This window comes from Pseudomonas cyclaminis (assembly GCF_015163715.1).
Lineage (GTDB): Bacteria > Pseudomonadota > Gammaproteobacteria > Pseudomonadales > Pseudomonadaceae > Aquipseudomonas > Aquipseudomonas cyclaminis.
In genome coordinates, this window is sequence record NZ_JADDUM010000265.1 from 1 (window position 1) to 11243 (window position 11243).

The following is an 11243-nucleotide window of genomic DNA, read 5'->3' on the forward strand; positions in this document are numbered from 1 at the left end:
AGCCCGCTCACCACAGGGTTCTATGTCAACCTTTAAGAGTTGTGTAAATACCTATGCCCCGATGAGGCCCGCCCAAACAATACCCAATCAACGACTGTACTCCGGCCTCCCGGCCAACCCCTCCTTCAAGAAATCCACCAGCTTCCTGACCTTCGGCGACAAATGCCGCTGTTGCGGATAGAGCGCCCACACCGCCGTATTCGGCGCTGATGCGCCTCAAGCAGCGACACCAGCGCGCCGCTGTGCAAGTGCTCCAGCACGTAATAGTCCGGCAACTGACACAACCCAACCCCCTGCAACGCCGCGTCCAGCACCGCCTGCCCACTGTTGCAGCGCCAGTTTCCCTGCACCCGCTGGGAAAATTCGCGCCCGTCCTGGGCCAGTTGCCAAATATCCGAACTGCCGATCAGGCAGTTGTGCCGACTCAATTCCGACAAGCTATGTGGCCGACCATACCGTGCCAAGTAGGACGGCGAGGCGCACAAGTACATGCGGCGCGGCGCGAGGCGGCTGGCGACCATTCGCGAATCCTGCAGCCGCCCCAGGCGAATCGCCAGGTCCAGCCCCTCATGCACGAGATCCAACTGGCGGTTGCTCAGTTCGATATCCACCCGCAACTGAGGGTAAAGCCCCATGTATCGCGTCACCAACGGCACAATAAAGCGTTCGCCGTAAGCCACGGCGCAGGTCATGCGCAGCATGCCTTTGGGTTCGCTGGCGAGGTCGCCTACCGCACGCAGGGCTTCTTCGCGACCGTCCTGCAAGCGTTGGCAGTGTTGCAGGAAGGTCTGGCCGGCTTCGGTCAGCGTCACCTTGCGCGTACTGCGATACAACAACCGTGTTTGCAGTCGCTCTTCCAGGCGCGCCACCTGCCGGCTGATATGGGATGAGGACACCCCCAGGCGCTCGGCCGCCGCCGTGAATTGGCTGCACTCGGCCACGGCGACAAACTCATCGATGCCTTCCCAGCGGTTTTCCAACATGGTGATTGTCCCTGTACAGCAATAAAGTTTTGCTTTTGCCTGGATTATTAATCAGTGAGCCATGTTTTACACTCGCCGTCTCAGTTTTAACTCCCTGGAGAAACACCGGATGATCAAGTCCCGCGCCGCCGTCGCCTTCGAAGCCAAGAAGCCCCTTGAGATTGTTGAAGTGGATGTCGCCATGCCCAAGGCTGGCGAAGTCCTGTTGCGCGTGGTGGCTTCCGGCGTCTGCCACACCGACGCCTATACCCTGTCGGGCGCCGACCCGGAAGGTATCTTCCCGTCGATCCTCGGCCACGAAGGCGGTGCGGTGGTTGAAGCCATCGGCGAGGGCGTTACCTCGGTCGCCGTCGGTGACCATGTGATCCCGCTGTACACCCCGGAGTGCGGCAAGTGCAAATTCTGCCTGTCGGGCAAGACCAACCTGTGCCAGGCCATTCGCGCCACCCAAGGCAAAGGCCTGATGCCAGACGGCACCACGCGTTTTTCCTACAAGGGCCAACCGATTTTCCACTACATGGGCACCTCGACCTTCTCCGAGTACACCGTGTTGCCGGAAATTTCCGTGGCCAAGATTCCTAAAGAAGCGCCCCTGGAAAAGGTCTGCCTGCTGGGTTGCGGCGTTACCACCGGTATCGGCGCGGTGATCAACACCGCCAAGGTCAAGCCGGGCGACACCGTAGCCATCTTTGGTCTTGGCGGTATTGGTCTGTCGGCCATTATCGGTGCCGTGAAAGCCAAGGCCGGTCGCATCATTGCCATCGACATCAACCCGGCCAAGTTCGAAATCGCCAAGCAATTGGGCGCCACCGACTGCATCAACCCTAAAGACTACGACCGCCCGATCCAGGACGTGATTGTTGATTTGACCGACGGCGGCGTGGACTTTTCCTTCGAATGCATCGGTAACGTGCAACTGATGCGGGCTGCCCTTGAGTGCTGCCACAAAGGTTGGGGCGAATCGGTAATCATCGGTGTGGCCGGTGCTGGCCAGGAAATCGCTACCCGTCCGTTCCAGTTGGTGACCGGTCGCGTCTGGCGCGGTTCGGCGTTCGGTGGTGTGCGCGGTCGTACTGAGTTGCCAAGCTACGTGGAAATGGCCCAGACCGGCGAGATCCCGCTGGACACCTTCATCACCCACACCATGGGCCTGGAAGACATCAACAAAGCGTTTGACCTGATGCATGAAGGCAAGAGCATTCGTACCGTCATTCATTTTTGAAGCAGCTGCAAGTTGCAAGCTTCAAGCTGCAAGAGGGTGTACGCCCACTTGCAGCTTATGGCTGGCGGCTTGTCGCTGGGAGCATTCCCATGACCCTGGAAAATATCTCCTGCCAGAAGAGTTTTGGTGGCTGGCATAAACGTTACAAGCACAGCTCCCACGTGCTCGATTGCGACATGACCTTCGCCGTTTACCTGCCGCCGCAAGCGGAGCAGGGCGGCAAGCTGCCGGTGTTGTACTGGCTGTCCGGGTTGACCTGCACCGATGAGAACTTCATGCAGAAGGCCGGCGCACAGCGCATGGCCGCCGAGCTGGGGTTGATCATCGTTGCGCCGGACACCAGTCCTCGCGGTCCCGGTGTGCCGGGTGACCCGGATAACGCCTGGGACTTCGGCCTGGGTGCCGGTTTTTATCTGAATGCCACCCAGGAACCGTGGGCCAAGCATTATCGGATGCATGACTACGTGGTGCAGGAATTGCCGGCGTTGGTTGAAGCGCATTTCCCTGCTTCGGATAAACGCGGTATCAGCGGCCACTCAATGGGCGGTCACGGCGCACTGGTGTGTGCGCTGCGTAACCCAGGGCGTTACCAATCGGTGTCGGCGTTTTCGCCGATCAACCACCCGATGGATTGCCCGTGGGGTCAGAAAGCCTTCTCCCGTTACCTGGGTGAAGAGCGCTCGAAGTGGCGTGAATGGGATGCCTGCGTATTGATCAGCGAAGCCTCTCAAAAGCTGCCCTTGCTGGTGGACCAGGGCGATCGCGACGATTTCCTCGCGGTGCAGCTCAAGCCTGAAGCCCTGCGGCAAGCGGCCAAGGCGGCCAAGCATCCGCTGGAACTGCGCCTGCAACCCGGCTATGACCATAGCTATTTCTTCATCGCCAGCTTCATCGAAGACCATTTGCGACACCATGGCCGTGCTTTGCTCGGTTAATGTGAGGCAAAAGTAGGTAGAATCACGCCCTGAATTAAATCGGGGCGTTTTTTTATGCGTATTGGCCACGGCTACGATGTGCACCGTTTCGCTGAAGGCGATTTCATCACCCTGGGCGGCGTGCGCATTGCACACCACCATGGGTTGCTGGCTCATTCCGACGGCGATGTGGTGTTGCATGCCTTGAGCGATGCCTTGCTCGGCGCTGCGGCGTTGGGTGATATCGGCAAGCACTTTCCGGACACCGACCCCACCTTCAAGGGCGCGGACAGCCGGGTATTGCTGCGCCACGTGGTCGGCCTGATCCACGCCAAGGGCTGGAAGGTCGGTAACGTCGACAACACCATCGTGGCCCAGGCACCGAAGATGGCGCCCCATATTGAATCGATGCGCGCACTGATTGCCGCAGACCTGCAAATTGAATTGGATCAAGTCAACGTGAAAGCCACCACCACCGAAAAGCTCGGGTTTACCGGTCGTGAAGAGGGCATTGCGGTGCACTCCGTCGCCTTGTTGCTGCGCGCATGAATGATCTGGAATTGCTGGGCCCGCGTGCCTACGGCGAGGCCTTGGGCAGCGCGGTGTTGAAGGCCACGGCTGAAGATTTCCAGGTAGACGAAGTGCTGGATATCCCGCTGACCGGCGAGGGCGAGCACTTGTGGCTGTGGGTGGAAAAACGTGGCCTCAACACTGAGGAAGCTGCGCGCCGTATCGCCAAGGCTGCCGGCGTGCCGTTGCGCACCGTCAGCTATGCCGGGCTCAAGGACCGTCAGGCGCTGACCCGTCAGTGGTTCAGCGTGCAACTGCCGGGCAAGGCCGATCCGGACATGAGCGCTGCAGAAAACGACACCCTCAGGATTCTCAAGACCGCCCGCCACAAGCGCAAACTGCAGCGCGGCGCGCACGCGGCCAACGGGTTCACCTTGCGTCTGACCCAGCTGGCCGGCGATACCGCCGCCATCGATGCGCGTTTGCAACTGATCGCGCAGCACGGCATTCCCAATTATTTCGGCACCCAGCGTTTTGGCCACAACGGTGGCAACGTGGTCGACGCCCGTGAATGGGCGGCGCGCAAGGCCCTGCCGGAGCAGCGCAATGTGCGTTCGCGGTTGTTGTCTACGGCGCGCAGTTTCCTGTTCAACAAGGTCCTGGCAGCACGCGTCGCCGACGGTTCCTGGCAGCGTGCGCAAGTGGGTGATCTGCTGGCGTTTACTGACAGCCGCAGTTTTTTCCCGGCGGGAGAGGCTGAGTGCAGTGACCCGCGCCTGGCGATCCTGGACCTGCACCCCACCGGCCCGCAGTGGGGCGAAGGCGATTCGCCTGCGACAGGCGCCACCCATGAACTGGAGCAGGCGATCGCCGCCAGTGAAGCCGACCTGCGCGATTGGCTGGTGAATGCCGGCATGAGCCAGGAACGTCGCATTCTGCGACTGCCCATTGGCGGTTTGACGTGGCATTATCCCGGGCCTGACATTCTGCAATTGGAATTCGTCCTGCCGGCCGGATGCTTCGCCACTGTCTTGGTGCGCGAGCTTGTTGATCTGGTGCCGGTGGGGCAGACGGACAGCCCATGCGTATTCTGATATCAAACGATGACGGTGCCACCGCACCCGGTCTTGCCGCGCTCTATGCTGCGCTGCAGGATTACGCCGAGTGCGTGGTGGTTGCCCCCGACCAGGACAAGAGTGGCGCCAGCAGTTCGCTGACGCTCGACCGTCCCCTGCACCCGCAGGTTCTGGCCAATGGCTTTATCAGTGTCAACGGTACGCCCACCGACTGCGTGCACCTGGCCATCAACAGCCTGTTGGACCAAGAGCCGGACCTGGTGGTGTCGGGCATCAACCTCGGCGCCAACCTGGGCGACGACGTGCTGTATTCCGGCACCGTGGCGGCAGCGCTCGAAGGGCGCTTCCTGGGCCGTACCTCGTTCGCTTTTTCGTTTGCCTCGCGGCAATTGGACAACCTGCCCACCGCCGCCTATTTCGCACGCAAGCTGGTGGAGGCCCATGCCTCCCTGGACCTGCCGCCGCGTACAGTGCTCAACGTCAATATTCCCAATTTGCCCCTCGACCATATCCGTGGCATCCAGCTGACGCGCCTGGGCCATCGCGCCCGTGCAGCGGCGCCGTTGAAAGTGGTCGACCCGCGCGGCAAGGAAGGCTATTGGATTGCAGCAGCCGGTGATGCCGAAGACGGGGGCGAGGGCACGGACTTTCATGCGGTGATGCAAGGTTATGTGTCGATTACCCCGTTGCAATTCGACCGAACCTTCAGCGATGCCTTCAGTGGTCTCGAAGGCTGGCTGGAGGGATTGCGCTGATGGCTCGTGAACAAGACGACCTGCTGCGTCGGGGCATCGGGATGACCTCCCAGCGCACCCGTGAGCGTTTGATCCAGCGCCTGTACGAAGAAGGGTTGTCCAACGCCCAGGTGTTGGAAGTGATCCGCCGTACGCCTCGCCATCTGTTTGTCGATGAGGCCCTGGCCCATCGCGCTTATGAAGATACGGCCTTGCCCATTGGCCATAACCAGACCATCTCCCAGCCCTACATGGTGGCGCGCATGAGCGAGCTGCTGCTGGCCGCGGGGCCGCTGGACAAGGTGCTGGAGATCGGCACCGGTTCCGGCTACCAGACCGCCGTGCTGTCACAGCTGGTGGAGCGTGTGTTCTCGGTGGAGCGCATCAAGGTGCTTCAGGATCGTGCCAAGGAACGCCTGGTGGAGCTGAACCTGCGCAACGTGGTGTTTCGCTGGGGGGATGGCTGGGAAGGCTGGCCGGCGCTGGCGCCTTACAACGGCATCATCGTCACCGCCGTGGCCACCGATGTTCCGCAGGCGCTGCTGGACCAATTGGCCCCGGGCGGGCGCCTGGTCATTCCGGTGGGCTCCGGCGAAGTGCAACAATTGATGCTTATTGTCCGTGAAGACGACGGTTTTTCCCGGCATGTACTGGGCGCCGTACGCTTTGTTCCGTTACTCAACGGTCCACTGGCCTGATGAATTTTCGCCGCCAGTGAATTCTGCGGGTGGGGATGTGTCTTACGGCGGGGTCTATCAAGTCAACATGACGGCCTCATCGATTCAACACGTTGAATGATTCGTTTCAGTCGCGTGCCGGTAAAACTTCAATGCCCAGTTATACTTGCGACATATTTCAAGCCTGATACAGGCGTTCATGTTCAGCCACCATAAAGGGAGCGGCGGGTGAGTCTCACAGGTCTTGCGCAGCGTATGGGTAAAACAAGTTTTCAGCGACTGGTGCTTGGCCTTGTCTTCGGTTCCTTGTTGGTGGGCTGTTCCAGCTCGCCAAGCAGCGGTGCACGAGTCGTTGACCGTAATAATGCCGCACCGCAAAAGCCGACGGTAACCACCGGGCAATATGTGGTGCGCAAGGGCGACACGATGTTCTCGATCGCCTTTCGTTATGGGTGGGACTACAAAGCGCTCGCAGCCCGTAACAATATTCCTGTGCCCTACACGATACATCCGGGTCAGACGATTCGCTTCGACGGTCGCACCGGTTCCGCGCCTACGACGGTTGTGACAAACACCGGATCTTCACCGTCGTCTTCGAGCAAAACCACCATCATTACACGGCCTGCCGGCACTGCTGCGCCGACGGCTGCGAACAAGCCGGCAGCCGCACCGTTGCCGCCTGCCGGGCCTGCGCCGACCGGTTGGGGATGGCCCTCAAACGGAGTGTTAATTGGAAAATTCTCTTCAAACGGTAGTTTGAATAAAGGCATTGATATCGCCGGGGATTTGGGACAGCCTGTTTTAGCTGCGTCTGATGGGACAGTGGTGTACGCCGGGAGTGGTTTACGGGGCTACGGCGAGCTGGTCATCATCAAACACAGTGATACCTACGTCAGTGCTTACGGTCATAACCGCAGGCTGTTGGTTCGGGAGGGGCAGCAGGTCAAAGTCGGACAGACAATTGCCGAAATGGGTTCAACGGGTACAGACCGGGTGAAACTGCACTTTGAGATTCGCCGTCAAGGGAAGCCTGTAGATCCGCTGCAATTCTTACCCCGTCGTTGATGTGTTGCCAGCCTGTTCCCTCACGTAGAAGGAACAGGCTCCAGCGTTGCCAAGGATAAAGGCGTCGCTTGAGCTTGAGGTCGAACTCACCAAAGGACTATAACAATGGCTCTCAGTAAAGAAGCGCCGGAGTTTGACATCGACGATGAGGTTCTCCTTATGGAGACCGGTGTCGCTATGGAATCGATGTCGAATGAGGGACCTGCAACACCTTCAGTTCGCACCAAATCCAAAAACTCCTCCGCGTTAAAGCAACATAAATACATTGATTACACACGGGCGCTCGACGCGACCCAGCTGTACCTCAATGAAATCGGCTTTTCCCCCCTGCTGACCCCCGAAGAGGAAGTCCATTTTGCGCGGTTGTCGCAAAAGGGTGATCCGGCTGGGCGCAAGCGCATGATTGAAAGCAACCTGCGCCTGGTGGTGAAAATCGCCCGACGCTACGTCAATCGTGGGCTGTCCCTGCTGGACCTGATCGAGGAGGGCAACCTCGGCTTGATCCGGGCTGTGGAGAAGTTCGACCCTGAGCGGGGCTTTCGCTTTTCAACCTATGCCACCTGGTGGATTCGCCAGACCATCGAACGGGCGATCATGAATCAGACCCGCACGATCCGGTTGCCGATCCACGTGGTCAAGGAGCTCAACGTCTACCTGCGGGCAGCGCGTGAGCTCACTCAAAAACTCGATCATGAACCTTCGCCCGAAGAAATCGCCAACCTGCTGGAAAAACCGGTAGGGGAGGTCAAGCGCATGCTTGGCCTTAACGAGCGTGTGTCTTCGGTCGACGTCTCGCTGGGTCCTGATTCGGATAAAACCCTGCTGGACACCCTGACGGATGATCGCCCTACAGATCCTTGCGAGCTGTTGCAGGACGATGATCTGTCCCAAAGCATTGACCAGTGGTTGTCGGAGCTTACAGACAAGCAGCGTGAGGTGGTGATTCGCCGCTTCGGCCTGCGTGGCCATGAGAGCAGCACCCTGGAGGACGTAGGCCTGGAGATCGGCCTGACCCGTGAGCGGGTGCGGCAGATCCAGGTGGAAGGGCTCAAGCGCTTGCGTGAGATCCTGGAGAAGAATGGCTTGTCGAGTGAGTCCCTGTTCCAATAAGCGACGCAGCTTGGATGTTTGAATGTGGGAGGGGGCTTGCCCCCCGATAGCAGTGTGACAGTCGCCTGATATATCGACTGGTGCACCGCAATCGGGGGCAAGCCCCCTCCCACATTTTTTGTGCCCGGCCTCAGATTCACGCTTTGGCTGAATCCCAGGCATAAAAAAACCCCGCTTTTAAGGGCGGGGTCTTTTCGACTAAGTCAGTACAAGTTAGATAACTTGAACTTCTTCAGCTTGCATGCCTTTCTGACCGCGGGTAGCGATGAAAGAAACCTGTTGGCCTTCTTTCAGGCTTTTGAAGCCGTCGGATTGGATAGCTTTGAAGTGAACGAACAGGTCGTCACCGGATTGTGGAGTGATGAAGCCGAAGCCTTTTTCATCGTTGAACCACTTAACGGTACCAGTTTGGCGATTAGACATGGTGTATCTCCTTGGACAAAGTTAACTGCGACTCAGGAAAAGCCCTGGCCGAGACTGAGTGCAAAGAGCAGGAAAAATTCTTGGAGATGGTTGGATCGAAATTCAACATATCGTGTAGAGATTCTCAGTGACACAAGCAGCACAGTGGCGCCACCTTAACCCTTTTTCCGGAACGTGCCAATGGTATTTCCGAAGGTTTCTCTATTTTCGTGACTGGCGGTGGTATTTACAGGTACCGCGGGCGGCAATACGGCCCCGGCCCTGCTGGCCGCGCCTTATAGCCGGCGGCGCATTCATCAAGAAAATCCCGACGCCCTTTGAACCCCAACGCCGGCCCCGGTAAGATGCCACACAGAATTTTTCCACCTCGCTATTCAGGACACCCGCCATGAGCATCAAATCGGACAAGTGGATTCGCCGCATGGCGCAAGAGCACGGCATGATCGAACCGTTCGTCGAGCGCCAGATTCGTGGTGAAGGCGATGACCGAGTGATCTCCTATGGTGTTTCCAGCTACGGCTACGATGTGCGCTGCGCCGATGAGTTCAAGGTGTTCACCAACATCAACTCGGCGATCGTCGACCCGAAGAACTTCGACGAAAAGAGCTTTGTCGACGTCAAGAGCGACGTGTGCATCATTCCGCCAAACTCTTTCGCCCTGGCGCGCACCGTGGAGTTCTTCCGTATTCCCCGCGACGTGCTGACCATCTGCCTGGGTAAAAGCACCTACGCACGCTGCGGCATTATCGTTAACGTGACGCCGCTTGAGCCTGAGTGGGAAGTCACGTGACCCTGGAGTTCTCCAACACCACCACCCTGCCAGCCAAGATCTACGCCAATGAAGGCGTGGCGCAGATGCTGTTCTTGCAGTCCGACGAGGCCTGTGAAGTGTCCTACAAAGACCGCGCAGGCAAGTACCAAGGCCAGCGTGGCGTCACCTTGCCACGCGCTTGATCGAAAGGTCCTACGCGTAAAGGGAATTAGTCCGCAGAAAGTGACTCTATTGGGTGTACTGCCTCGGCGCGTGCAAAACGCGCGGGCCACGCTTGAGGAGTGCCTTATGAAGATCGACCCGCGAATCAGCGCAGAACTTGCCCGGCTTGAACCCAACCAGATTGGCGTTCTGGCCTGGTCCCTGATGGCCGATCCCGCTTATGCGGGCGGCATCCCCGGCCAACCCGAGCCGGATTACCCACAGCCTACCGAACCCGGTGAGCCGACCCTTCCGGACGAGCCGCCACCCGCACCGGTTGCCTGATACCTGCAAGCCCAGTCGGTGTTTCAGCCAACTGGCCAGACCTGGTGATCGCCAATCACAAAGAGTTGGTGATCATCGCCCTGATCTACTGCGTATCCGCCCGTAAATGCGCCGAACGCTGGCAACAGGCTGACGTGCCTGCCCAGCAGGAAGCACGGCAGGCGCAGGCTCTGCCGGCCCTTGCCGCGCAAGCGATACACCGGGTGCACATGCCCCGCCAGCACCAGGTGGCTGGCATGGGGATCCGGTTCGTGTTGCAGGGCGAAAGGTCCCATCAGCAGCGGCTCAGGAACCACCTCGATCCTCAAGTCAGCAGGTGGATCGCCCGCGCGTTTATCGTGATTGCCGCGGATCAACGTCAGCGCAAGGTCGCAATGCCGTGCTCGCCAGCCCCGCAGTGCGCTCAGCGTGCCGCTGGCGTGTGAGCCGGGGCCATGCAGGAAGTCGCCGAGAAAGATCACGTGCACGCAGGGCAGCGCGCCTAACACACGGTCCAATCGCTGCAGGTTGTCGGTGGTGGTGCCCTGCGGCACCGGCTGCCCAAGGCTGCGATAGGCAGATGCCTTGCCAAAGTGCGCATCGGCAATCAACAGGCACTGGCGCGCAGGCCAGTACACGGCTTTCTCCGCCAGCAGCCACAGTTCTTCGCCTCCGAGCGTCACCGAGCAGTGCGTCATCGTTTCTCCGCTATTTTTTCCAAATCCTTGACCATCCGCGCAATGCGCTCCGAGAGTTTTTCCGAACTCATGCTTTCGCGCATCCGCTCCACCAGCAGCGGGAAGGCCAGGGGCGTAGGACGTTCGATCACATGCATGTCCAGTTTCAGCGCCGACAAGCGAAGCAAGGTCTCTTCCAGCCGGCGAATATCCAGCTCGTCACGTAGGACTTCTTCCCCGGCCTGGGCCAGCAACAGGTTCTGCGGGTCATATTGCTTGAACACTTCAAAGAACAATCCACTGGACGCCTGCACCTGGCGCGTACTTTTCGGCGCGCCGGGGTAGCCGGCAAACACCAGCCCGGCGATACGCGCGATTTCACGAAAGCGCCGCAAGGCCAGTTCCCCGGCATTCAGGCTGGCGGCGACGTCGCTCAGCAAATTCGCCGGGCTCAGCAGCGCCTCGCTCAGCAGTACAGACCAATCCACCGGTGTGGCGCTCAGTAACTCCAGGCCATAGTCATTGACGGCAATGGAGAAGGTCACTGCCTGTCCTTGGCTGACCCGCCAGGCGAGCAGACTCGCCAGCCCCAAATGCACCTGGCGCCCGGCAAAC

General features: G+C 59.4%; 11 protein-coding genes and 3 pseudogenes. 10 read left to right on the top strand and 4 right to left on the bottom strand.

Annotated elements, in window-relative coordinates; genetic code table 11:
• Positions 1-87: 87 nt before the first annotated feature.
• Positions 88-983: pseudogene (locus IQK56_RS27445) on the bottom strand (LysR substrate-binding domain-containing protein).
• A gap of 109 nt (positions 984-1092) precedes the next feature.
• Between IQK56_RS27445 and IQK56_RS27450 the strand changes: the two are divergent.
• The 8 genes from IQK56_RS27450 (at position 1093) to rpoS (ending at position 8291) form a co-directional block, all read left to right on the top strand.
• Positions 1093-2205, top strand: a complete 1113-nt coding sequence (locus tag IQK56_RS27450) for an S-(hydroxymethyl)glutathione dehydrogenase/class III alcohol dehydrogenase (RefSeq protein WP_012722612.1) — start codon at positions 1093-1095, stop codon at positions 2203-2205.
• Positions 2206-2294: 89 nt separating this feature from the next.
• Positions 2295-3140 (top strand): S-formylglutathione hydrolase, encoded by an 846-nt coding sequence (gene fghA / locus IQK56_RS27455; protein ID WP_206691981.1) that lies wholly within the window; start codon positions 2295-2297, stop codon positions 3138-3140.
• 54 nt (positions 3141-3194) lie between these two features.
• A complete protein-coding gene (ispF, locus tag IQK56_RS27460; protein ID WP_012722614.1) occupies positions 3195-3668 on the top strand; it encodes a 2-C-methyl-D-erythritol 2,4-cyclodiphosphate synthase in 474 nt (157 codons plus the stop codon).
• Complete coding sequence (gene truD / locus IQK56_RS27465) at positions 3665-4723, top strand: tRNA pseudouridine(13) synthase TruD (protein ID WP_122305169.1); 1059 nt, start codon at positions 3665-3667, stop codon at positions 4721-4723. Before ispF ends, truD begins: the two co-directional genes overlap by 4 nt.
• Positions 4711-5460 (top strand): 5'/3'-nucleotidase SurE, encoded by a 750-nt coding sequence (gene surE, locus IQK56_RS27470; RefSeq protein WP_099583341.1) that lies wholly within the window; start codon positions 4711-4713, stop codon positions 5458-5460. Before truD ends, surE begins: the two co-directional genes overlap by 13 nt.
• 41 nt (positions 5461-5501) lie before the next feature.
• The gene (locus tag IQK56_RS27475) at positions 5502-6137 is read left to right on the top strand and encodes a protein-L-isoaspartate(D-aspartate) O-methyltransferase (protein WP_169899534.1); all 636 of its coding nucleotides are present in this window, start codon (positions 5502-5504) and stop codon (positions 6135-6137) included.
• Positions 6138-6344: 207 nt separating this feature from the next.
• Complete coding sequence (locus tag IQK56_RS27480; RefSeq protein ID WP_122305170.1) at positions 6345-7181, top strand: peptidoglycan DD-metalloendopeptidase family protein; 837 nt, start codon at positions 6345-6347, stop codon at positions 7179-7181.
• Between the two features lie 105 nt (positions 7182-7286).
• On the top strand, positions 7287-8291 hold the full coding sequence (gene rpoS / locus IQK56_RS27485) for an RNA polymerase sigma factor RpoS (protein WP_122305171.1): 1005 nt from the start codon (positions 7287-7289) through the stop codon (positions 8289-8291).
• A gap of 213 nt (positions 8292-8504) precedes the next feature.
• Here rpoS and IQK56_RS27490 read toward each other — a convergent pair whose 3' ends face one another.
• Positions 8505-8714 (bottom strand): cold-shock protein, encoded by a 210-nt coding sequence (locus IQK56_RS27490; protein WP_002554837.1) that lies wholly within the window; start codon positions 8712-8714, stop codon positions 8505-8507.
• Between the two features lie 388 nt (positions 8715-9102).
• Here IQK56_RS27490 and dcd point away from each other — a divergent pair.
• Both dcd and IQK56_RS27500 read left to right on the top strand, forming a co-directional pair.
• Positions 9103-9668 (top strand): annotated as a pseudogene (gene dcd / locus IQK56_RS27495) (dCTP deaminase).
• A gap of 106 nt (positions 9669-9774) precedes the next feature.
• Positions 9775-9972 carry a hypothetical protein gene (locus IQK56_RS27500; protein ID WP_010212420.1) on the top strand — a complete coding sequence of 66 codons (198 nt, stop codon included), beginning with the start codon at positions 9775-9777 and terminating at the stop codon, positions 9970-9972.
• A 23-nt stretch (positions 9973-9995) separates the two neighbouring features.
• Here IQK56_RS27500 and pdeM read toward each other — a convergent pair whose 3' ends face one another.
• Together pdeM and IQK56_RS27510 are read right to left on the bottom strand one after the other, a co-directional pair.
• A complete protein-coding gene (pdeM, locus tag IQK56_RS27505) occupies positions 9996-10649 on the bottom strand; it encodes a ligase-associated DNA damage response endonuclease PdeM (protein WP_122305172.1) in 654 nt (217 codons plus the stop codon).
• Positions 10646-11243: pseudogene (locus IQK56_RS27510) on the bottom strand (DNA ligase-associated DEXH box helicase); the annotation flags it as partial. The gene pdeM and the pseudogene IQK56_RS27510, both read right to left, overlap by 4 nt.

Excerpts from the sequence above, each read along its gene's own strand:
- IQK56_RS27450 (WP_012722612.1), top strand. The coding sequence starts at position 1,093 with ATGATCAAGTCCCGCGCCGCCGTCGCCTTCGAAGCCAAGAAGCCCCTT.
- fghA (WP_206691981.1), top strand. The coding sequence starts at position 2,295 with ATGACCCTGGAAAATATCTCCTGCCAGAAGAGTTTTGGTGGCTGGCAT.
- ispF (WP_012722614.1), top strand. The coding sequence starts at position 3,195 with ATGCGTATTGGCCACGGCTACGATGTGCACCGTTTCGCTGAAGGCGAT.
- truD (WP_122305169.1), top strand. The coding sequence starts at position 3,665 with ATGAATGATCTGGAATTGCTGGGCCCGCGTGCCTACGGCGAGGCCTTG.
- surE (WP_099583341.1), top strand. The coding sequence starts at position 4,711 with ATGCGTATTCTGATATCAAACGATGACGGTGCCACCGCACCCGGTCTT.
- IQK56_RS27475 (WP_169899534.1), top strand. The coding sequence starts at position 5,502 with ATGACCTCCCAGCGCACCCGTGAGCGTTTGATCCAGCGCCTGTACGAA.
- rpoS (WP_122305171.1), top strand. The coding sequence starts at position 7,287 with ATGGCTCTCAGTAAAGAAGCGCCGGAGTTTGACATCGACGATGAGGTT.
- IQK56_RS27490 (WP_002554837.1), bottom strand. The coding sequence starts at position 8,714 with ATGTCTAATCGCCAAACTGGTACCGTTAAGTGGTTCAACGATGAAAAA.
- IQK56_RS27500 (WP_010212420.1), top strand. The coding sequence starts at position 9,775 with ATGAAGATCGACCCGCGAATCAGCGCAGAACTTGCCCGGCTTGAACCC.
- pdeM (WP_122305172.1), bottom strand. The coding sequence starts at position 10,649 with ATGACGCACTGCTCGGTGACGCTCGGAGGCGAAGAACTGTGGCTGCTG.